Source organism: Acidovorax facilis (assembly GCF_050626955.1).
GTDB lineage: Bacteria > Pseudomonadota > Gammaproteobacteria > Burkholderiales > Burkholderiaceae_C > Acidovorax > Acidovorax facilis.
In genome coordinates this window covers 3,819,142-3,841,638 of the sequence record NZ_CP192460.1, presented here as the reverse complement: position 1 = coordinate 3,841,638, position 22,497 = coordinate 3,819,142, and the positions used below count along the sequence as shown (strand labels likewise).

General features: G+C 65.1%; 18 protein-coding genes. All 18 read left to right on the top strand.

Features of this window, described 5'->3' with window-relative positions:
• Nucleotides 1–5 precede the first annotated feature (5 nt).
• Nucleotides 6–1,802: an acyl-CoA dehydrogenase C-terminal domain-containing protein gene (locus tag ACQ4MJ_RS17540; protein WP_431151820.1), complete on the top strand. Its 1,797-nt coding sequence runs from the start codon at nucleotides 6–8 to the stop codon at nucleotides 1,800–1,802.
• A gap of 44 nt (nucleotides 1,803–1,846) precedes the next feature.
• A complete protein-coding gene (locus ACQ4MJ_RS17535) occupies nucleotides 1,847–2,284 on the top strand; it encodes a DUF2147 domain-containing protein (protein WP_228897398.1) in 438 nt (145 codons plus the stop codon).
• Between the two features lie 67 nt (nucleotides 2,285–2,351).
• Nucleotides 2,352–4,754, top strand: coding sequence for a 3-hydroxyacyl-CoA dehydrogenase NAD-binding domain-containing protein (locus ACQ4MJ_RS17530; protein ID WP_431151821.1), 2,403 nt, complete (start codon nucleotides 2,352–2,354; stop codon nucleotides 4,752–4,754).
• A gap of 32 nt (nucleotides 4,755–4,786) precedes the next feature.
• The gene (locus ACQ4MJ_RS17525; protein ID WP_431151822.1) at nucleotides 4,787–5,296 is read left to right on the top strand and encodes a DUF4442 domain-containing protein; all 510 of its coding nucleotides are present in this window, start codon (nucleotides 4,787–4,789) and stop codon (nucleotides 5,294–5,296) included.
• Between the two features lie 12 nt (nucleotides 5,297–5,308).
• Nucleotides 5,309–6,508 carry an acetyl-CoA C-acyltransferase gene (locus ACQ4MJ_RS17520; protein WP_055400958.1) on the top strand — a complete coding sequence of 400 codons (1,200 nt, stop codon included), beginning with the start codon at nucleotides 5,309–5,311 and terminating at the stop codon, nucleotides 6,506–6,508.
• A gap of 217 nt (nucleotides 6,509–6,725) precedes the next feature.
• Entirely contained in the window at nucleotides 6,726–7,616 is an 891-nt protein-coding gene (locus tag ACQ4MJ_RS17515; protein ID WP_431151823.1) for an alpha/beta hydrolase family protein, read from the top strand.
• Nucleotides 7,617–7,643: 27 nt separating this feature from the next.
• Nucleotides 7,644–8,516 carry an acyl-CoA thioesterase gene (locus tag ACQ4MJ_RS17510; RefSeq protein ID WP_431151824.1) on the top strand — a complete coding sequence of 291 codons (873 nt, stop codon included), beginning with the start codon at nucleotides 7,644–7,646 and terminating at the stop codon, nucleotides 8,514–8,516.
• 74 nt (nucleotides 8,517–8,590) lie between these two features.
• Complete coding sequence (locus tag ACQ4MJ_RS17505) at nucleotides 8,591–9,367, top strand: enoyl-CoA hydratase (protein ID WP_099731277.1); 777 nt, start codon at nucleotides 8,591–8,593, stop codon at nucleotides 9,365–9,367.
• Nucleotides 9,368–10,364: 997 nt separating this feature from the next.
• The gene (locus ACQ4MJ_RS17500) at nucleotides 10,365–11,102 is read left to right on the top strand and encodes a TetR family transcriptional regulator (protein ID WP_431151825.1); all 738 of its coding nucleotides are present in this window, start codon (nucleotides 10,365–10,367) and stop codon (nucleotides 11,100–11,102) included.
• A 24-nt stretch (nucleotides 11,103–11,126) separates the two neighbouring features.
• Nucleotides 11,127–12,056: an SDR family oxidoreductase gene (locus ACQ4MJ_RS17495; protein ID WP_431151826.1), complete on the top strand. Its 930-nt coding sequence runs from the start codon at nucleotides 11,127–11,129 to the stop codon at nucleotides 12,054–12,056.
• On the top strand, nucleotides 12,053–13,666 hold the full coding sequence (locus ACQ4MJ_RS17490) for an acyl-CoA carboxylase subunit beta (protein ID WP_431151828.1): 1,614 nt from the start codon (nucleotides 12,053–12,055) through the stop codon (nucleotides 13,664–13,666). The genes ACQ4MJ_RS17495 and ACQ4MJ_RS17490 overlap by 4 nt, the downstream gene beginning before the upstream one ends.
• 23 nt (nucleotides 13,667–13,689) lie before the next feature.
• Nucleotides 13,690–14,820 carry a DNA alkylation repair protein gene (locus ACQ4MJ_RS17485; protein ID WP_431151829.1) on the top strand — a complete coding sequence of 377 codons (1,131 nt, stop codon included), beginning with the start codon at nucleotides 13,690–13,692 and terminating at the stop codon, nucleotides 14,818–14,820.
• 53 nt (nucleotides 14,821–14,873) lie between these two features.
• On the top strand, nucleotides 14,874–16,049 hold the full coding sequence (locus tag ACQ4MJ_RS17480) for an acyl-CoA dehydrogenase family protein (RefSeq protein WP_431151830.1): 1,176 nt from the start codon (nucleotides 14,874–14,876) through the stop codon (nucleotides 16,047–16,049).
• 190 nt (nucleotides 16,050–16,239) lie between these two features.
• Nucleotides 16,240–17,052 (top strand): enoyl-CoA hydratase/isomerase family protein, encoded by an 813-nt coding sequence (locus ACQ4MJ_RS17475; RefSeq protein WP_431151831.1) that lies wholly within the window; start codon nucleotides 16,240–16,242, stop codon nucleotides 17,050–17,052.
• Nucleotides 17,049–18,983: a biotin carboxylase N-terminal domain-containing protein gene (locus tag ACQ4MJ_RS17470; RefSeq protein ID WP_431151832.1), complete on the top strand. Its 1,935-nt coding sequence runs from the start codon at nucleotides 17,049–17,051 to the stop codon at nucleotides 18,981–18,983. The genes ACQ4MJ_RS17475 and ACQ4MJ_RS17470 overlap by 4 nt, the downstream gene beginning before the upstream one ends.
• A complete protein-coding gene (locus ACQ4MJ_RS17465) occupies nucleotides 18,980–20,152 on the top strand; it encodes an acyl-CoA dehydrogenase family protein (RefSeq protein WP_431151833.1) in 1,173 nt (390 codons plus the stop codon). The genes ACQ4MJ_RS17470 and ACQ4MJ_RS17465 overlap by 4 nt, the downstream gene beginning before the upstream one ends.
• Before the next feature lie 14 nt (nucleotides 20,153–20,166).
• Entirely contained in the window at nucleotides 20,167–21,057 is an 891-nt protein-coding gene (locus ACQ4MJ_RS17460; protein WP_431151834.1) for a 3-keto-5-aminohexanoate cleavage protein, read from the top strand.
• 218 nt (nucleotides 21,058–21,275) lie between these two features.
• Entirely contained in the window at nucleotides 21,276–22,457 is a 1,182-nt protein-coding gene (locus tag ACQ4MJ_RS17455) for a hypothetical protein (RefSeq protein WP_431151835.1), read from the top strand.
• Nucleotides 22,458–22,497: the final 40 nt, after the last annotated feature.

Genomic DNA, 22,497 nt, shown 5'->3' with positions numbered 1-22,497 from the left:
ACCCCATGCCTATGTACACGCCGCCCCTGCGCGACATGCAATTCGTCATGCACGAAGTGCTCAAGGTCAGCGATGAATTCAAGGCCATGCCGCCCCACGCCGAGGTGGATGTGGACACCATCAATGCCGTTCTGGAAGAGGCTGGCAAGTTCGCCGCCGAAGTGACCTTCCCGCTGAACATCAGCGGCGACACCGAAGGCTGCGTGCTCGACAAAACCACGCACGAGGTGAAGCCCCCGTCGGGCTTCAAGGATGCCTACGCCAAGTACGTCGAAGGCGGCTGGGCGGCGCTGTCGTGCGACCCCGCCTATGGCGGCCAGGGCCTGCCCTTTGTGCTGAACCAGTGCCTGTACGAGATGATGAACTCGGCCAACCAGGCCTGGACCATGTACCCCGGCCTGTCGCACGGCGCGTACGAAGCCCTGCACGCCCACGGCACCGAAGAGCAAAAGAAGATCTACCTGCCCAAGCTGACCAGCGGCGAGTGGACCGGCACCATGTGCCTGACCGAACCCCACTGCGGCACCGACCTGGGCCTGCTGCGCACCAAGGCCGAGCCGCAGGCCGACGGCACCTACAAGCTCACCGGCAACAAGATCTTCATCAGCGCCGGCGAGCACGACATGACCGCCAACATCGTGCACCTGGTGCTGGCCCGCCTGCCCGATGCGCCCAAGGGCAGCAAGGGCATCAGCCTGTTCGTGGTTCCCAAGTTCAATGTGAAGGCCGACGGTTCGCTGGGCGAGCGCAACCCCATCTTCTGCACGGGCCTGGAGCACAAGATGGGCATCCACGGCAATGCCACTGCGCAGATCGCCATCGACGGCGCCATCGGCACCATGGTGGGCCAGCCCAACAAGGGCCTGGCAGCCATGTTCGTGATGATGAACGCCGCCCGCCTGGGCGTGGGCAACCAGTCGCTGGGCCTGACCGAAGTCGCCTACCAGAACGCCCTGGCCTACGCCAAGGACCGCATCCAGATGCGCAGCCTCTCGGGCGTGAAGGCCAAGGACAAGGACGCCGATCCCATCATCGTGCACCCCGACGTGCGCAAGATGCTGCTCACCGCCAAGGCCTACGCCGAAGGCGGCCGCGCGCTGCAGATCTTCTGCACGCTGCTGCTGGACAAGGTGCACAGCCACCCCGATGAAAAGGTGCGTGCCGAATCCGAAGAGATGGTGGCGCTGCTCACCCCCATCGTGAAGGCCTTCATCACCGACAACGGCCACATCTCCACCAACGCCTGCATGCAGGTCTTCGGCGGCCACGGCTTCATCAAGGAATGGGGCATGGAGCAGTACGTGCGCGACAACCGCATCAACATGATCTACGAAGGCACGAACACCGTGCAGTCGCTGGACCTGCTGGGCCGCAAGATCCTGGGCAACAACGGCGCCACGCTCAAGAAGCTGGGCAAGCTGATCGGCAAGCTGGTGGAAGAAGAAGGCGTGAACGAGAAGATGGCCGAGTTCATCAACCCGGTGGCCATGCTGGGTGACCAGATGACCAAGTTCACCACCGAGATCGGCTTCAAGGGCATGCAAAACCCGGACGAAGTGGGCGCTGCCGCCGTGGACTACCTGCGCGTGGCCGGCCACCTGGTGTTCGGCTACCTGTTCGCCCGCATGGCCCAGGTCGCCCTGCGCGAGATCGCCGCTGGCAACACCGACCCGTTCTATGGCGCCAAGCTGCAGACGGCCCGCTTCTACTTTGCCAAGCTGTTCCCCGAAACCGCCACGCTGATGCGCACGGCCCGTGCCGGTAGCAAGGTGCTGATGGACACGGATCTGGCCCTGGCTTGATCGGTAGACCTGCGGATTTCAAGCTTTTTTGGCACGGAGCGCCTATGTATAAAGCGGTAGCAGCTATTGTTTTTGTAGCGTCTGCGGCGCCCGTCTGGGCGCAGGCGACGCCCGAAGGCCTGTGGCGCAACATCGACGACAAGACCGGCGAGGCCAAGGCCGAAATCCGCATCCGCGACATCGGCGGCGGCGTGTTGAACGGGGCGCTGGAAAAGCGCCTGTCCAAAGACGCCAAGCCCGACGAGGTCTGCGACGAATGCTCGGATGACCGCAAGGGCAAGCCCATCTTGGGCCTGGAGATCATCCGCGGTGCCAAGAAGGCCGACGGCAAAGAGGTGTGGGAGGGCGGCAAGATTCTCGACCCCGAGAACGGCCGCAACTACACCCTGCGCATGACCCCCGTCGAGGGCGGCAAGAAGCTCGAAGTGCGGGGCTCCATCGGCCCCTTTGGCCGCACGCAAACCTGGATCCGCGTCCAGTAAACCCCATTCCCGTGGCCTTGCGCGCCCCCTGCGGTGTTGCGCAAGGCCCCAACCAGGAACCCAACCCATGTCCCGATTCCAAGTGAAAAAAGTCGCCGTGCTCGGCGCAGGCGTGATGGGCGCGCAGATTGCCGCCCACCTCGTCAATGTGAAGGTGCCCGTGGTGCTGTTTGACCTGCCCGCCAAGGAAGGCCCCAAGAACGGCATCGTCACCAAGGCCGTCGAAGGCCTCAAGAAGCTCAAGCCTTCGCCCCTGGGCGTGGCCGACGACGCGGCGCTGATCCAGCAGGCCAACTACGAAGAGCACATGCACCTGCTCAAGGAATGCGACCTCGTGATCGAGGCCATTGCCGAGCGCATGGACTGGAAGCTCGACCTGTACACCAAGATCGCGCCCCACGTGGCCAAGCACGCCATCCTGGCGTCCAACACCTCGGGCCTGTCGATCACCAAGCTGTCTGAAGTGTTGCCCGAGAGCATCAAGCCGCGTTTCTGCGGCATCCACTTCTTCAACCCCCCGCGCTACATGACGCTGGTGGAGCTGATCAACACGCCCACCACGCAGCCTGAAGTGCTGGACCAGCTCGAAGCCTTTGTGACCAGCGGCCTGGGCAAGGGCGTGGTGCGCGCGCACGACACCCCCAACTTCGTCGCCAACCGCGTGGGCATCGCCGGCATGCTGGCCACGATGAAAGAGGTCGAGAACTTCGGCCTGACCTATGACGTGGTGGACGACCTCACGGGCAAGAAGCTCGGCCGTGCATCCAGCGGCACCTTCCGCACCGCCGACGTGGTGGGCCTGGACACCATGGCCCACGTCATCAGGACGCTGCAGGACAACCTGAGCATTGAGACCGACCCGTTCTACGAAAGCTTTGGCACGCCCGCCGTGCTGAAGAAGCTGCTGGAGCTGGGCAACCTGGGCCAGAAGACCAAGGCAGGCTTCTTCAAGAAGGTCGGCCGCGATGTGATGCGCTTTGAGCTGGACAGCGAAGAGTACGTGCCCGCCGGCCAGAAGGCCGACGAGGTGTATGCGCGCATGCTCAAGAAGCCCGCTGCCGAGCGCCTGCGCCTGCTGCGCAACGCCGAAGGTGCGCCCGGCCAGTTCCTCTGGGCCATCCTGCGCAACAGCTTCCACTACGCTGCCGTGCACCTGGGCACCATCGCCGACAACGCCCGCGACGTGGACCAGGCCATGCGCTGGGGCTTTGGCATGAAGCAGGGCCCCTTCGAGCTGTGGCAGGAAGCCGGTTGGCTCGAAGTGGCCAAGATGATCCAGGAAGACATCGACGCTGGCAAAGCGCTGTGCAAGGCACCGCTGCCCGAGTGGGTTTTCAAGGGCCCCGTGGCCGAAGCCGGTGGCGTGCACACCGCGCAAGGTTCGTGGAGTGCATCACAGAACAAGTTTGTGCCCCGCCGCCAGCTGCCCGTGTACGAGCGCCAGATCTTCCCCGAGGCCCTGTTGGGCGAAACCAGCCTGCCCGACTGGCGCACCGCTGGCACCACCATTGCTGAATCGAAAGCCCTGCGCACCTGGACGCTCGATGGCCAAGTGCTCATCGCCAGCATCAAGAACAAGATGCACGCCATCAGCCCCGAGGTGATGGAAGCGCTGATGGAAGCGCTGGAACTGGCCGAGGCCGAGTACCAGGGCATGGTGATCTGGTCCGGCGACGCGCCCTTCAGCGTGGGGGCCGACCTGGAAGCCACGATGCCCGCGTTCATGGTCGGCGGCGCCGATGCGGTGGAAAGCATCGAGCAGGAGCTGCAGAACCTGATGATGCGCATTCGCTATGCGCAGGTGCCTGTCGTCGCAGCCATCCATGGCATGGCGCTGGGCGGTGGTTGCGAACTGGCCGTGTATTCGGCCAAGCGCGTGGCCCACATGGAAAGCTACATCGGCCTGGTCGAAGTGGGCGTGGGCCTGGTGCCCGGCGCGGGCGGCCTGACCTACATTGCCCGGCGCGCGGCCGAGAACATGGCGGCCTCGACCAGCAAGGACATCTTGCCCTTCCTGACGGAAGGCTTCACTGCCGCTGCCATGGCCAAGGTGGGCACCAGCGCCATCGAATCGCGCAAGCTGGGCTTCCTGCTGGACAGCGACATCATCGTGCCCCACAAGGACGAGCTGCTGTTCGTGGCCATCAACGAAGCCAAGTCCATGGCTGCGAGCGGATGGCGTGCACCGCACAAGCGCCTGTTCCCCGTGGCGGGCCGCAGTGGTCTGGCCACCATCAAGGCCCAGCTGGTGAACATGCGCGACGGCGGCTTCATCAGTGCCTACGACTTCAAGATCGGCGCCATGATCGCCGAGGTGGTCTGTGGCGGCGATGTGGATGCTGGCTCGATGGTGAGCGAGGAATACCTGCTCACGCTGGAGCGCAAGGTGTTCTGCCACCTGATCGCCCAGCCCAAGACGCACGAGCGCATCCTGGGCATGTTGTCCACCGGCAAGCCGGTTCGCAACTGATCCGGACGTCGATGGACAACCGGCTGACCGACATGAGCGAACACGCCCCCAACAAATTGCAGCGCTCGCTGATGCGCCTGGACGAGGCCCCCGCCTTCATGCGCGGCTTCGTGCAGAACATCATCCTGCGCCGGGCCGTGCCCTTCACCGGCACGGCCGGGGTGCGGTTCGTGTCGCTCACGCCCGAGCGTGTCGAGGTGCACCTTGCCAACGAGCGCCGCGTGCAAAACCACATCGGTGGTGTGCACGCCTCGGCCATGAACCTGCTGGCCGAAACGGCCACCGGCATGGTCGTGGGCATGAACGTGCGCGACGACTGCCTGCCGCTGGCCAAGGAGCTGAGCATGGCGTTCAAGAAGCGCGCCACGGGCGGCCTCAAAGCCGTGGCCACGCTCACCGCCGAGCAGCGCGCCGCCATGCGGGCCAGCGACAAGGGCGAGGTGCAGGTGAAAGTCACCGTGACCGACGAAGCCGGTGTGGAGCCGGTCGAATGTGTATTTACGTGGGCCTGGGTTCCTTCCAGCCGCCCCCCCAAGAATTGAAGGAGTTTCACCATGGCTCAAAAACAAGTCCAGGACGCCTACATCGTCGCCGCCACGCGCACGCCCATCGGGCGCTCGGGCCGCGGTTATTTCAAGAACACCCGCCCCGACGACCTGCTGGTCGCTGCCATCAAGAGCGCCATGCTGCAGGTGCCCACGCTGGACCCCAAGGCGATTGAAGACGCCATCATCGGCTGCTCCTTCCCCGAAGGTGAGCAGGGCATGAACATGGCGCGCATTGCCGTGGGCCTGGCGTTCGACCACCCCGTGGGCGGCGTGACCGTGAACCGCTTCTGCGCATCGGGCATCACCGCGCTGCAGATGGCCGCCGACCGCATCCGCGTGGGCGAGGCTGACGTGCTGATCGCCGGTGGCGCCGAGTCCATGAGCCTGGTGCCCATGGGCGGCAACAAGCCCTCGTTCAACGCCGAGATTTTTGCCAAGGACGAAAACGTAGGCATCGCCTACGGCATGGGCCTGACCGCCGAAAAGGTCGCCCAGCAGTGGAAGGTGAGCCGCGAAATGCAAGACGCGTTCGCCCTTGAATCCCACCTGCGTGCCATCAAGGCTCAAAAGGCCGGTGAGTTCACCGACGAAATCACGCCCTTCGAGATCGTGGAGCGGTCGCCCAACCTCGCTACCGGCGAAGTGGTGGAAAAGCGCCGCACCGTGAGCCTGGACGAAGGCCCTCGCCCCGACACGTCCCTCGAAGGCCTGGCCAAGCTCAAGCCTGTGTTTGCGGCACGCGGCAGCGTCACGGCGGGCAACAGCTCGCAGACCAGCGATGGCGCGGGTGCACTGATCGTGGCCAGCGAAAAGGCGGTGAAGCAGTTTGGCCTGACGCCCCTGGCGCGTTTTGTGAGCTACGCCGCGCGTGGCGTGCCGCCAGAGATCATGGGCATTGGTCCTATCGAAGCGATTCCTGCGGCCCTGCGTTATGCGGGTCTCAAGAGCGATGACATTGGCTGGTACGAGCTGAACGAGGCGTTTGCGGCCCAGTCGCTGGCGGTGATCAATACGCTGGGTCTGAACCCTGCGAACGTGAACCCGATGGGCGGCGCCATTGCATTGGGGCACCCGCTGGGCGCTACCGGTGCCATCCGTGCGGCGACGGTGGTGCATGCGCTGCGTCGGCACAAGCTGAAGTACGGCATGGTCACGATGTGTGTAGGTACCGGCCAAGGCGCCGCCGGCATCATCGAAGCTTTGTGAGTTAGCTGGCTACTGCGCGGCTTTCATGCGTCGTTGGGCGGTGCTCGCAATCCTCACGTACCGCAAGTACGTTCCGGTTGCTGCGCTCCGTCCGCCTAGCCTGAAAGCCGCTCGCTACGCCCTTGAGGGCGGGGTGTGAAGGCAGGGGGAAGTGCACTGCCTGTTTTTCTTTTCCATTCAAGCTGGCGCAGATCGGCATTGAACCAAGGAGACAGACATGAACAAGCAAACCTTGCAGGTCAACGGGGCAGTGTCTTTGGCGCTGCGTGTTTACGAACCCGAGGGCGCGCCACGCGCCAGCGTCGTGATCGGCGGCGCGATGGGGGTGCGGCAGTCGTATTACGAGGCCTTTGCGCTGTGGATGGCGCAGCAGGGGTTTCGGGTCACCACTTTCGACTACCGAGGCCACGGCGATTCGCTGCAGGGCGCCATGCGCGATGTGAAGGCGGATCTGTTTGATTGGGCGCAGGACTATGAGGCGGTCATCACAGCCGCCAAGGCTGCGCTGCCGTCGCAGCCGCTGTATTTGCTGGGCCACAGCCTGGGCGCGCAGTTGCCGGGCTTGCTGAAAAAGCCCGAACAGGTGGCGGGCCTGCTCAGCGTGGCTGCAGGCAGCGGCTACTGGCGTGACAACGCGCCGCAGCTCAAGCGCATCGTTCCGTATTTCTGGTGGGTGCTGGTGCCGCTGGCCACGCGGCTGTGCGGGTACTTCCCGGGGCGCACGCTCAAGAAGGTGGGCGACCTGCCTGCGGGGGTGATCCTGCAGTGGCGGCGCTGGTGTCTGGACCCCGCTTACAGCGTGGGGGCTGAGGGGCCTGCGGTGGCGCAGAGTTATGGCGCGGTGCGGTTCCCGGTGCTGGCGCTGTCGATGGCGGACGACGAGCTGATGACCTTGCGCGGCACGCACAACCTGGTGAACCTGTACGCCAACACCGAACGCCGGGTGGAGAGCATCACGCCGGCCGACCTGCAGGTGCGGCGCATTGGGCACTTTGGTTTCTTTCGCGACCAATTCCGCCAAAGCCTGTGGCCGCGCGCAGCGGCTGCGCTGGCCACGCTGGGCGGCGGCGTAATGCCCCACGGCGAAGTCTCCGGTACGACGGCTTGAGCGGTCGTTTCGCGGCACACTTGCAGCATGACTTCCTCTTCATCCACTTCTTCGTCTGCGTCTTCGTCCTCCGCTACCCACCCGCTGGACGAGGCGCTGCAACTGACGGCCTCGTCCGATGCGACGGGCCAGTACGAAGGGCAGACCCACCCCGGCTACTGGAACATGGTGGGCCCGTTTGGCGGCATCACCGCCGCCACGCTGCTGCAGGCCGTTCTGCAACATCCCGACCGGCTGGGCGACCCGCTGTCGCTCACGGTCAACTATGCGGGCGCTTTGAGCGCTGGTGCGTTCACGGTGCAGGCAACTCCTGTTCGCACCAATCGCTCCACCCAGCACTGGACGCTATCGATCCTGCAGGCCGGTGCCGACGGCGCGCAGGTGGTTACCACCACGGCCAACGCCGTCACGGCCGTGCGCCGCGAGACCTGGAGCGTGGGCGATGTGCCCATGCCGCAGGTGCCACCCCCCGCGGAGCAAAAGGCCATCGTTGCCCCCTTGGGCGCTGTGGAATGGCTCAATCGCTATGAGATGCGCCCCATCGCTGGCTTCATCCCGCGCACCTGGGACGGCAGCGGCGACCACAGCCTGACCCAGCTGTGGATGCGCGACACACCACCGCGGCCGATCGACTTCGTGGCGCTGTCCGCATTGGCCGATGTGTTCTTCCCCCGCGTGTGGCTGCGCCGTGCGCGCCAGGTGCCTGCGGGCACGGTGTCGATCACCGTGTACTTCCACGCCACGGCAGAGCAGCTGCAGGCCACGGGCACGGGCTTCCTGCTCGGCCAGGCGCGCGGGCAGGAGTTCCGCAACGGATTCTTTGACCAGACCGTGCAGCTGTGGAACGAGGCTGGCACCATGCTGGCCACCAGCCATCAGATCGTTTACTACAAGGAATAGGAAGTCGGGCTGTTGCCCTGTGCCGTACCGCTTTCCTCTCGTCCTAATCCATCCGACCCGGAACCTCCATCACCATGACCGAAGCCACCCAAGACATCCTCGTCCACTCCGAAGCGGGCGTGACCACCATCACCTTCAACCGCGTGGACAAGAAGAATTCCATCACGCGCGACATGTACGCCGCCATGGCTGATGCGCTCGACGCCGCCAAGGCCGATGCCAGCGTGCGCGTAGTGGTGTTCCAGGGCGACGTGGCGATCTTCAGCGCGGGCAATGACATTGGCGACTTTCTGCAGCAGCCGCCTGCCACGCAGGACTCGCCCGTGTTCCGTTTTCTGCGCGGCATCGCCACTTTCCCCAAGCCCGTGATCGCTTCGGTCTGCGGCCCGGCCGTGGGCATCGGCACAACCATGCTGTTCCATTGCGACCTGGTCTATGCGGGCGACAACGCGGCGTTCTCTATGCCCTTCGTCAATCTGGGCCTGTGCCCTGAGGCCGCATCGAGCCTGTTGGTGCCGCAGATGTTGGGGTATCACCGCGCTGCGGAAGCCTTGCTGTTGGGCGAGCCGTTCATGGCCGAAGCCGCGTTGGAAGTGGGGCTGGTCAACCGCGTGGTGCCGCCGACCGAGTGCAATGGCGTCGCACAGGCGCAGGCGAAGAAGCTGGCTGCCAAGCCGTTGTCGTCGCTCATCGAAACCAAGCGGTTGATGAAGGGCGGGCAGACAGCGAAGGTGCTGGAGGTGATGGCGGAAGAGGGTGAGAGCTTTGGGCGCATGTTGCGTGAGCCTGCAGCGCGGGAAGCGTTCTCGGCTTTTATGGAGAAGAGAAAGCCTGATTTCAGCGCGGTTTGAGTCGTTGGTTCTGATGTTTTTTTGGCTGCTGGCGCTTGTACATAAAGCGCTGGCAGCTATTATTTTTATAGTTCGTTCTCGCCCCGTCCGTTTGGGTTGAGCCTACCGAAGCTTGTTTTGGCGGTGGCTACTGCATGCCCGTGTGAAGTGCGGGAGCCGGGAGTCGCCCGGCGTGCGAGTAACTTTCTTTTGCTTCGCCAAAAGAAAGTCACCAAAGAAAAGGCGACCCCCAGTCTGCGCCCCCTTCGCTGGCGCTGCGGGGCAAACCTGCGTCGTGTCGGTTGCGGGGTGCGCCGTGGAACTCACTGCGCTGCGTTGCAGCTTCGTTCAAACATCCACGGCGAGTCAGAGCACGAAGCATGGGCGCTCCGACGCCCATGCCACCCCGCAACCGCCCCGCCGCAGGCGCAGCCAGCAGGGGTGAGGAGCCGAACATCCAACAGCCGAACAGCCGAAAAACCACACGTGCCATCGCTGCGCTCGGCCCAGCTTTCGCAGCGCGTGGCGCTTGCGCCCGCGAGACGGGGCCGAGCGCAGCAATGGCCCGAGTGGATGTCCCTCGGGTTCCCTTCTGCGCGTGCCGAGAAGCGCAAGGCAGGGGGTGTGTGCGTGTGCCGAAGGACACACGCACTTCGTGCACTGATTTGCCGCAGTTGTCTGAACGGAGCGCGTAGCGCGCAGTGAGTTCTGCGGCGCACCCCCTGTGCGAGCATCGCAGGTTGCCCGTAGCGCAGCGAAGGGTCGCGCGCAGTAGGGTCGCCCTTTCTTTGGTGACTTTCTTTCGGCGACGCGAAAGAAAGTTACTCGCACGCCGGGCGACTCCCGGCCTCCGTCCTTCGCATAGGCACGCGATCTGCTTCCAAATGAGCAGCAAATCAGGCAGTGAATACCGGCGTTTCACCTCAAAAAGCACCCGTAGCAATCGCGATCAGACAAGCTATCTATTTTTACAAAGCACTTGCTTGCTAAAAATAAACAGTTTTGCTATCGTGCCTGCATGGATTCACCCGTGCCGCGCACCAGCGCCATCGCCCCCGCTCCCGAGAAACCACCGGCCCGCACTGGCAGCAAGGCGGTAGCTTCCTCCGACGCCAACGCAGCCGCTGCAGAGGCAACCCCCACCCGCCGCCCCCGCGGCCGCCCCCGCAAGACCGCCGAGGAACTCGACGACGGCAACCGCCGCCGCAAGCTCATGGACGGCGCGGCCAAGCTCTTCCGCACCCAGGGCTTTGCCGCCACCAGCACGCGCGACATTGCGGCGGCGGCGGGCATGCACAGTGGCTCGCCCTTCTACCACTTCGAAAGCAAAAGCGCGCTGCTCTACGCCGTGATGAGCGAGGGCATGACCATGGCCGCGCAAAGCCAGCAGCAGGCACTCGATGCGCTGCCCGCCGTGGCCACACCGCGCGAGCAGTTGCACACGCTCATTCGCCACCACTTCGAGATCCTGCTCGGCCCCCGCAGCAGCTTCATCCCGGTGATGCTGTACGAATGGCGCTCGCTCACGCCTGCGCAGCGCAAGGGCATTGCCCGCATCAAGGACAGCTACGAGGCCACCTGGATGCCCGTGCTGGAAGCGCTGGCAAAGCAGGGTGTGCTGCAGGCCGAGCCCGGTGTGGCGCGGTTGTTCATCTTTGGGGCGCTCAACTGGGCGGTGCAGTGGTTCTCGCCCAAGAAGGGCAAGTCGCTCGACGCGCTCACCGACGAGGCACTCGCCTTGTTCATCCGTTCATAACAAGCCAATCAAGGCAGAGTCACCATGGCCCCCACCGCGCGCAACGCCTACCAGTCTGTGTTTGCTCCGGGCCTGTTCCAGGGTCAGGTGGTGGTCGTCACCGGCGGTGGCTCCGGCATTGGCCGGTGCACTGCGCACGAACTGGCGCACCTGGGCGCGCATGTGGTGCTGGTGGGGCGCAAGCCTGAAAAGCTGCTGGCCGTGGCCGAAGAGATCACCGCCGATGGCGGCCACGCGTCGTGCCAGGTGTGCGACATCCGCTCCGAAGAAGGTGTGGTCGCGCTGGTGCAGCAGGTCCTTGCTGCGCAGGGCAGCATCGATGCGCTGGTCAACAACGCGGGCGGGCAGTTCATGTCGCCGCTCGAATCCATCAGCGCCAAGGGCTGGGAGGCCGTGCTGCACACCAACCTCACCGGCGGCTTTTTGATGGCGCGAGAGTGCTATCGGCAGTGGATGGCGCAGCACGGCGGCTCAGTAGTCAACATCGTGGCCGACATGTGGGGCTCGATGCCGGGCATGGGGCACAGCGGGGCTGCGCGCGCGGGCATGGTCAGCTTCACCGAAACCGCTGCGCTGGAATGGGCACACAGCGGTGTGCGCGTGAACGCCGTGGCGCCGGGCTACATCGCCTCCAGCGGCATGGACAACTACCCGCCCGAGGCGGGCGACATGCTGCGTGCCATGCCGCGCACGGTGCCGCTCGGCCGCTTTGGCAACGAGGCCGAGGTGTCGGCGGCCATCACCTTTTTGCTCTGCCCGGCAGCCAGCTTCATCAGCGGCACCACGTTGCGGGTGGACGGCGCACGGCCCCAGGTGCGCATGGGCTGGCCGCAGCGCCCGCCTGGTGCCACCGCCGCTGCACACCCGGCCGTGCGGCCATTTGACGGCTTTCACCGCGCGCAGGTGCCGCAGGTGTTTGCACCTTCCCACACCCCCAAGACCGAGGCCGCATGACCGCAGTCTTCACTTCCCGATTCAACCCAGGCAGCGCCGAGGCCACGCAGCGCCGCGCGGCGCTGCAGGCCCGGCTTCATGCCCTGCGCGCGTTGGAAGAGCGTGCCGCCGCCGCCTCGGCCCGGTCGCTGCCCCAGTTTGAAAAACGCGGCCAGCTGCTGCCTCGCCAGCGCGTGGCACTGCTGCTGGATGCGGGTGCGCCCTGGCTGCCGCTGTGCACGCTGGCGGGCTACCTGCAGGATGTGAAAGACCCCGAGAAGTCCGTGCCCGGTGGCGGCATGGTCGCGGGCATCGGCTTTGTCAGCGGCGTGCGCTGCATGGTGGTGGCCAGCGATTCGGGCATCGAAGCCGGTGCCATCCAGCCCATGGGCCTGGAAAAGATCTTGCGCGTGCAGGAGATCGCGCTGCAAAACCGCTTGCCGTTCATCCACCTGGTGGAGAGCGCGGGCGCCAACCTCATGCGCTACCGGGTGGAGGGCTTCGTGCACGGTGGCACGCTGTTCCGCAACCTTGCGCGGCTGTCGGCGGCAGGCATTCCGGTGATGACTGTGCAGCACGGCTCGGGCACCGCAGGCGGCGCCTATATGCCGGGGTTGTCGGATGTGGTCATCATGGTGCAGGGCCGCTCGCGCGCCTTTCTGGCCGGGCCGCCGCTGCTCATGGCCGCCACGGGCGAAATTGCGACGGAAGAAGAACTGGGTGGCGCCGAGATGCACACGTCCGTCTCGGGCCTGGGCGAATACCTGGCCCAGGACGACCGTGAGGCGATTGGCTTGGCACGCGATGTGGTGGCGCAGCTGGGGTGGAACACGGCCCCGCGACCCAGCGCGCCCGCACCTCTCTTGCCGGCAGACGACCTGCTGTCCCTGATGTCTGCCGACCTGCGCCAGCCCGTGGACATGCGCGAGGTGATGGCGCGGCTAGTGGACGGCTCGGAGCTGCTGGAATTCAAGGCCCGCTACGGCATGGCAACCCTGTGCGCGCAGGGCCACATCCAGGGCCATGCGGTGGGCTTCATCAGCAACAACGGCCCCATCGACGTGGCGGGCGCCAACAAGGCCACGCACTTCATCCAGTGGATGTGCCAGCTGGGCCACCCCATCATCTACCTGCAGAACACCACGGGCTACATGGTCGGCAAGGACAGCGAGCAGGGCGGCATGATCAAGCACGGCAGCAAGATGATCCAGGCCGTGACCAACGCCACCGTGCCGCAGATCACCATCCAGTGCGGCGCCAGCTTTGGTGCGGGCAACTACGGCATGTGCGGGCGGGGCTATGCGCCGCGCTTCCTGTTCAGCTGGCCCGGCGCCAAGACAGCGGTGATGGGCGGCGAGCAGGCCGCGCGCACCATGCAGATCGTGACCGAGGCGGCGCTGACGCGCAAAGGCCTCACGCCCGACCCGGCCGAATCGCAGGCCCAGTTCGACAAGATCGTTGCCATGTTTGAGGCCCAGGCCGATGCGTTCTACACCAGCGGCCTGCTGCTGGACGACGGCGTGATCGACCCGCGCGACACGCGGGCCGTGCTGGCGTTTTGCCTGGACACCTGCGCCGATGCGCAGGCCCGCACGCTGCGGCCCCTGAGCTTTGGCGTGGCGCGGATGTAAGCGCTTCGCACGCAATCCCTACGATGGCCGAGCCTCTCAAATACCTGCTCAACGACACCGTGCCGCCTCGCATCGCGGCCATGGTGCGCCGTGCGTGGCGCAAGTTCGACACCACCGCTTTTCTGCAGCAGGTAGAGCCCGGCTACGAATCGCTGGAGCTGATGGCGCGCGGCCAGCGCATTGCGCAGGCCCTGCAGGCCCACCTGCCGCAGGACGTGCCGCGCGCGCTGGGTGTGCTGGTCGATTCGATGGACCCGCCCATGGGCCTGGACGTGGCAGGCGAGCCTGATGCGGGTGACCGCCCTTACAGCGCCTTTTTGTACCTGCCCCACAGCATCTACATCGGCACACACGGCCTGCCGCATTTCGAGGCGGCCATGGCCGCGCAGTACGCGTTGACCCAGCGCTTTACGGCCGAGTTCAGCATCCGCCCCTACCTGCTGCACCACCAGGGCGCCACGCTCGCGCGGCTGCGCGACTGGGCGCAGGACGACAACGCCCATGTGCGCCGCCTGGTGAGCGAAGGCACGCGGCCCCGCCTGCCCTGGGCGCCGCGTTTGCCTGCATTCCAGAACAACCCGCAACTGGCCCTGCCATTGCTCGATGCGCTCAAGGACGACCCATCGTCTTATGTGCGCCGCTCGGTCGCCAACCACCTGGGCGATATCGCCAAGGACCACTCCGACCTCGCCGTAGGCACCGCGCGCACCTGGCTGTTGGGCGCACCCGCCCCGCGCGAGGCCCTGGTGCGTCACGGCCTGCGCTTTCTCATCAAACGCGGCGACGCCGCTGCGCTCGATGCCCTGGGCGTGGGCCATGCCGTGGCGCTGGACGTGCGGTCCGCGCGCGTGCTTCCCGCCCGCGCACGCATCGGCGACAAGGTGCGCATCGAGGCCGAACTGCACAACCCCACACCCCAGTCCCAGCGCGTGCTGGCGGACCTCAAGGTGCACTACGTCAAGGCCCACGGCGGCGCGGCGCCCAAGGTGTTCAAGCTGCAAACGCTGGACATCGCACCCGGCGCCACCGTGGCGGTGGGCAAGACGCTGTCGCTGCAGCAGATGACCACACGCACCCACTACCCCGGCGCGCACCAGGTGGAGCTGGTGCTCAACGGGCGGCCCCAGCCGCTGGGGCAGTTTCAGCTTTCGTGATCGAGGTTTGCAGGCACACAAACATACAAACGCAACAGCAGGAGACAAGCACCATGCAGTTCACACACGAGCACCGCGAGATCCAGAAGACCCTCAGGCGTTTCATCGACGAGGAGATCAACCCCCATGTAGACGAGTGGGAGGCGGCCGAGATCTTCCCCGCGCACGAGGTCTTCAAGAAGATGGGCAACCTGGGCCTGCTGGGCCTGTGCAAGCCCGAGGAATACGGCGGCGCAGGGCTGGACTACTCCTACAGCCTCGCCATGGCCGAGGCACTGGGCCACATCCACTGCGGCGGCGTGCCCATGGCCATTGGTGTGCAGACCGACATGTGCACCCCGGCGCTGGCGCGCTATGGCAGCGAAGAACTCAAGCGCAACTTTCTCGCCCCCGCCATTGCGGGCGACATGGTGGGCTGCATTGGCGTGAGCGAGCCTGCGGCGGGCAGCGACGTGTCGGGCATCAAAAGCGTGGCGCGCAAGGACGGCGACGACTATGTGATCACCGGCCAGAAGATGTGGATCACCAACAGCCTGCAGGCCGACTGGATGTGCATGCTGGTGAACACCGGCGAAGGCCCCGTGCACAAGAACAAGAGCCTGGTCATGGTGCCCATGCGCGACGGGCCCGGCGGCAAGCTCACCAGGGGCATCGAGGTGGCGCAAAAGATCCGCAAGATCGGCATGCACAGCAGCGACACCGGCTTGATCTACTTTGACGAGGTGCGCGTGCCGCAGCGCTACCGCATCGGTGCCGAAGGGCAGGGCTTTATTTACCAGATGCAGCAGTTCCAGGAAGAGCGCCTGTGGTGCGCCGCCAGCACGCTCGAATCGCTGAACCACTGCATCCAGTGGACCATCGACTACGCGCAGGAGCGCAAGCTGTTTGGCAGCACGCTGGCCGACCAGCAGTGGGTGCAGTTCAAGCTGGCCGAACTCAAGACCGAGGTCGAAGCGCTGCGCGCTCTGACCTACCGCGCCTGCGACCTGTATGTGAACGGGCAGGACGTGCTGGAGTTGGCCAGCATGGCCAAGCTCAAGGCCGGCCGCCTGAACCGCGAGGTGCCCGACACCTGCCTGCAGTTCTGGGGCGGCATGGGCTTCACGCTGGAGAACAAGGTCTCGCGCATGTACCGCGACGGGCGGCTGGCGTCCATCGGTGGCGGGGCGGACGAGGTCATGCTCGGCATCCTCGCCAAGCTCATGGGCATTGCGAAACGACCCGTATGAGAGGCAAAAGGTTGTCCCTGCAGCGTGATGCGCACGCAGTACTGCCCCTCTCCCCTCGCGGGAGAGGGGTTGGGGAGAGGGGGCTGATTTGGCGCTGCCTCCCAGTCCGGCACCCCCTCTCCCCAGCCCTCTCCCGCAAGGGGCGAGGGAGTGAAGTCAGCCCGCTGCGTGCGAACCATGGAATACGGAAATGACCGCCGCTGTTTTGCTCATGGACCGTGTGCCGCTGCCCAGCGGCAGCCTCGAAACCTGGACGCTTAACGACCCCGCCAGCCGCAATGCGTTGTCGGAGGCGATGGTGGACGCACTGCTGGCCGCGTGCGAGCGCGCCGCTGCAGATGCCGACCTGCGCGGCGTGGTGCTGCGCGGCGCGGGAGGTCACTTTTGCGCGGGTGGCAGCCTGGGCGGCTTCGCCAAGACCATCGGCCAGCCCCTGGCTGCGGGCGAGGCTGACCCGCTGGTGCCGCTGAACCGCCGCTTTGGCGCGCTGCTGCAGGCCCTTTGCGCGCTGCCGCAGTGGCTCATAGTGGCGGTCGAAGGTGCTGCGATGGGCGGGGGCTTTGGCCTGGTGTGCTGTGCCGATCAGGTGCTGGCCCACACCAGCGCACAGTTCGCCACGCCCGAGGTCACGCTGGGCATCGTGCCTGCGCAGATCGCGCCGTTTGTCGTGCGGCGCCTTGGCCCGTCTGCTGCGCGTCGTTGTCTGCTGACGGGCGAGCGCTGGGATGCCGCGAAAGCTCAAATCGCGGGGCTGGTCGATGAGGTGGTGAGTGGCGACATGGAGGCTGCTGTGCAAGCCACCATTGCACGCCACGCTGCCGCAGCGCCGCAGGCCGTGGCCGCCACCAAACGTTTGTTGCTGGCCCAAGCCGAAACGCCGTTGCCCGCGCTGCTGGACGAAGCGGCAATTGCTTTTTCGCAAGCGCTGCGTGGTCCCGAGGCGCCGCAAGGGCTGGCGGCGTTTGCTGCGCGCAAGGCGCCGCCCTGGAGTGCGAAGCCATGAAAAAGATACTGATCGCCAATCGCGGCGAGATCACTCGCCGGGTGATTCACACCGCCCACCGCATGGGCATCGAAGCGGTGGCGGTTTACTCCGACCCCGATGCCAACGCCCTGCATGTGCGCGAAGCCACCCAGGCCGTGGCGCTGGGTGGCGCGGCCAGTGCCGACACCTACCTGCGCACCGACAAGCTGCTGGCCGCCGCCCGTGCCACCGGCGCCGATGCCGTGCACCCCGGCTATGGCTTCCTCAGCGAGAACGCTGACTTCGCCCAGGCCGTGGTCGATGCGGGCCTGACCTGGATTGGCCCCTCGCCAGCCGCCATCCGCGCATTGGGCAGCAAGTCGGGGGCCAAGGCCCTGGCCCATGCGCACGGCGTGCCCTGCTTGCCCGGGTACTCCGGCGACGACCAGAGCGACGAACGCTTTGCCGCCGAGGCTGCACGCATTGGCACGCCCCTCATGGTCAAGGCCGTGGCGGGTGGGGGAGGGCGCGGCATGCGCCTGGTCACCGACCTGGCGCAGTTGCCCGCCGCATTGGCCAGTGCCCGGTCGGAGGCGCTGGCGGGTTTTGGTTGTGGCGACTTGCTGATCGAACGTGCGCTGTTGCAGCCGCGCCATGTGGAGGTGCAAGTCTTTGCCGACTCCTACGGCGCGTGCATCCACCTGGGCGAGCGCGATTGCTCGGTACAGCGCCGCCACCAGAAGATCATTGAAGAGTCCCCCAGCCCCGCCGTGGACGCAGCGCTGCGCGAGCGCATGGGCGCCTGCGCCGTGGCGCTGGCACAGGCAGCTGGCTATGTGGGTGCGGGCACGGTGGAGTTCTTGCTCGACGGCAGTGATTTCTACCTGATGGAGATGAACACCCGCCTGCAGGTGGAGCACCCGGTGACCGAAGCGCTCACGGGGCTGGACCTGGTGGAATGGCAAATCCGCGTGGCTCGGGGTGAGCCGCTGCCGCTCACGCAAGATGAGGTGCATCTGCAAGGCCACGCCATCGAAGTGCGCCTGTGTGCCGAAGACGCGCACTTCCGCCCCCACACCGGCCGCGTGCTGCAGTTCAGCGCACCACCGGCCACCGCGTTTGAGCGGGCTGCGCCGGGCGCGCTGCGCTTTGACCATGCGCTGGAAGAGGGGGCAGAGGTCACGCCTCACTACGACGCCATGCTGGGCAAGCTCATCGTGCACGCGCCCACGCGGCCCGAGGCCATTGCCGCGCTGGTGCGTGCGCTGCAGGGCACCCGCGTGCTGGGCTTGCCCACCAACCGCGCGTTTCTGGCGGCCTGCCTGCAGCACCCCGTGTTTGCCAGCGGCCAGGCGCTGGTGCCGTTCCTGGCGGAGCATGCCCAGGAGCTGCAGCGGTTGCTATCAAATAATGAGCTATCAGTGCATATTCCTTCAGCGCTATCGGCAATTTTTGCTTCAAATCCGACGTCGGACCTGCCTTGTGCCATGGCCCGGCCCCTGCGGCTGCGCCACCAGGGCGAGGTGCACTCCATTGCCGTGCGCGAGCTGGGCGGTGGAAGGCTGCAGGTGGAGCAGGCCGGGGCAGAACCTGTGACTTTGCAACTGCCCCAGCGCGGCGTGCATTGCGTGGCGGTTGGTCCCCGGCGTTGGCACTGGCAGTCGGGCGGCGTGGACGGCTGGGTGGAAGACGCATCGTGGGAACCCGTTGCGCGCGCGGGTGCGGCGGGCGGTGCGACGGAGTTGCGCGCCCCCTTCAACGGCAAGGTGGTCGCGCTGCCTGTGGTTGCAGGCCAGGCGCTGGCGGCGGGCGATACGGTGGTGGTCATCGAATCCATGAAGCTCGAACACAGCCTGGCCAGCCCCGCCGCCGCCACGGTGGCCGAGCTGCTGGTAGCCCCCGGCCAGCAGGTGTCGCCCGGCCAGGTGCTGGCCCGCTTTGCACCCGCCACGCAAGGAGCGCCCGCATGACCGCCACATCCGACGCAACCCCTGTGAGCGACGAAGACCGCACCGCCCTCACCGACACCGTCACCCGCTTTGCCCGCACCGAGATCGCGCCGCATGTGGACGCGTGGGACGCGGCCGGTGAATTCCCCCGCAGCCTGTACCGCCGCGCGGCCGACCTGGGCCTGCTAGGGCTGGGCTACCCCGAGCAGTACGGCGGCACACCCGCCAGCTACGCCTTGCGCTTGCCGCTGTGGCGCGCGCTCAGCCGCCACGGCGCCAGCGGCGGCGTGCTGGCCAGCCTGCTGTCGCACAACATTGGCTTGCCGCCCGTGCTGGCGCATGGCAGCGACGCGGTGCGTGCCGAGGTCATTCCGCCCGTGCTGGCGGGCGAGCAAATCGCTGCGCTGGCGATTACCGAGCCCGGTGGCGGGTCCGATGTGGCCCAGCTCAAGACCACAGCGCGGCGAGAGGGTGATGAGTACATCGTCAACGGCGAAAAGGTGTTCATCACCTCCGGCATGCGCGCGGACTGGATCACGGTCGCTGTCAGAACGGGAGAGGCTGGAAGCAAGGGCAGTGGCGGCATATCGATGCTGGTCATGCCCGGCCACAGTGCAGGCCTGTCGCGCAGCAAGCTCGACAAGATGGGCTGGCTCTGCTCTGACACAGCCCACCTGCGGTTTGACAACGTGCGCGTGCCCGCCCGCTACCTGCTGGGCGAAGAGGGCGCGGGCTTTCGCATCATCATGGCCAACTTCAACGGCGAGCGCTTTGGCCTGGCCGCATCGGCCCTGGGCTTTGCCGAGGCCTGCTTCGACGAAGCCCTGGCCTGGGCGCGCCAGCGCAAGACCTTTGGCGCCGCGCTGGTCGAGCACCAGGTCATCCGCCACAAGCTGGTGGACATGCAGATGCGCATCCAGTCCACCGCCGCATGGTGCGAGTCCGTGGCCGCGCAGGCCGACGCGGGCGGCACCGGGCCGGAATGGGTGGCCAACATCTGCATGCTGAAGAACCACTCCACCCAAACCATGCAGTTCTGCGCCGACCAGGCCGTGCAGATCCTGGGCGGCATGGGCTTCATGCGCGGCACCGTCAGCGAGCGCATCTACCGCGAGGTCAAGGTCATGATGATCGGCGGCGGTGCGGAAGAAATCATGAAAGACCTGGCTGCCAAGCAGCTCGGCATTTGAAGGAGACAGCCACCATGCACAGCACCGACCACGGCAACAAAGCCATCATCACCTGCGCCATCACCGGCGTGCTGACGGACCCCGGCCAGCACCACGTGCCCGTCACGCCCGAGCAACTGGCCAAAGAGGCCCGCCGCGCCTGCGACGCTGGCGCCGCCGTGGTCCACGTGCACTTTCGCAACCAGGAGCCCGGCAAGGGCCACCTGCCCAGCTGGGACCCGCAGGTGGCGCGCGACTGTGTGCAAGCCATGCGCGATGCCTGCCCGGGTTTGATCATCAACCAGACCACCGGCGTGGTGGGCCCCAACTACCAGGGCCCGCTCGACTGCCTGCGCGTCACCCGCCCCGAGATGGCCGCGTGCAACGCCGGCTCGCTCAACTACCTGAAGGTGCGCAGCAACGGCACCTGGGCCTGGCCGCCCATGCTGTTCGACAACCAGCCCGCCAAGGTCAAAGACTTCATCGACGTGATGCTGGAGACCGGCACGCTGCCCGAGTTCGAATGCTTCGACGTAGGCATCGTGCGCTGCGTGGAGATGTATGTGCAGACCGGCATGTACACCGAGCGCCTGCCCGAATACAACTTTGTGATGGGCGTCGAATCCGGCATGCCCGCGGACCCGGACCTGCTGCCCATCCTGCTCAAACTCAAGATCAAGGACGCCCCCTGGCAAGCCACCGTCATCGGCCGCAGCGAGATCTGGCCCGTGCACCAACGCGTGGCGGAACTGGGCGGGCATTTGCGCACGGGGCTGGAGGATACGTTCTATCTGCCGGATGGAAGCAAGGCGGATTCGAACGGACCGTTGATTGAGAAATTGGTGGAGTACGCGCGCAACGCGGGGCGTGCGGTGGCGTCGCCGCAGGAGGCGCGTGGGATGTTGGGATTGAAGGCTGCTGATTAGCCGAAAGTGCTTACACGACATTCGTCTGCGTTTTCATCCTTGCAAACTGATCGGCCAGCGATCAATTTGCAAGGATGAAATAGGAATCGTGGCGCCGTAGGTTGGTTCAGCCGCATGACGTCACCCGACATACTTGCCTTGCGAAAGGGTGGCACGGGGTTGCGCTGCGTTAAGCAGACCTACGGTAATAGACTGCGGTTGCCCATTGAGGAGGACGCATGGAATCCGTGTCGAACTATCAGGCGTACAAGGACGCAATCAAGAAGACGGGTTTCGTCTTGGAAAATCGTGTCGCTCAACTGCTAAAAGCTAGCGGCTGGACGGTCATCAGCAATAAGTACTACGAAGACGATTACTCGAACACCGTGCGAGAAGTCGATCTGATCGCATACAAGGTCAGTCACGTACAGCACTTTGATGTCTACACGACTCTCGTCATCAGTTGCAAAAAGAGCGAGGAGAATGTTTGGGCCCTGCTTGCGCGGGACATCAACCTCAAGGACCCGAACGCTGATTGGTGGCCAATGCACGCGTGGTCGAATGATCCAGCTCTCCAGTATCGACTTGCAGAGCCGAATTGCGCAAAGGCTTATCACGCAGCTGCCCAATCTTTTGGTGTGGTTCAAGCGCTCAGCGTGCCGGACGTTGAGGTCTTCGCCTTTCAGGAGCTATCCAAAGCTGCAGAGATCACCTCGGTAACAAGAAAGCAAACTCATGGCAGCGGGAGTACGAAGCTCGCCAGTAGTCCAAAAAACGACGTAGCAATCTTCAGCGCAATCACATCGTTAATGAAAGCTCAGGCGTACGAGCTGGGGTCACTGCCGAATCGCAAAAAGAAACCTTCTCTATATCAGTTCAATTTGCTGGCTGTAGCGGACACTGAATTGCTGCGGTTGCACTTTCGGGGATCTGACATTGAGTGTGCGGAGATCGATTCGGAACACTACGTAGGGCGATACATCATTCACCGAAAAGAGACCTTCTCGCGGATCCGCTTCATTCGCGCCTCGGCTTTCGAGAGTACTTTGCAGGACTACGGCCGTCTGCATGATGCAAATGCCAAGTGGGTCGCTGATGAATGTGACTCCTTCTATCGGGATATCGTGCAAGATGATCGACGGCTGAATGCCTTACTGCCTACGTTCCGAAATGAGGTGCGGTCATTTATTCGATGGAAATCGGTATCCGAGGCGGGTGTCCATGTGGACATGGAGACAGCCACATTGAGCTACTCTAAGAAAGAAAAAAAGCTGCTCATCCATACCGACTTCGGGCTCGAGATTGATGCGCCCGACAAGTTCAATCAATCGAAGGCTATCAAGGAACGCGTAAGTAAGGCGCTTGAAAAAGTCTACAGATACGAAGGTGCCTTCGAGTTCATTGATGACATTCCCTTCTAAGCGGCAACTCAATCAGTTTCGAGAGTGAATTGGGGGCCCT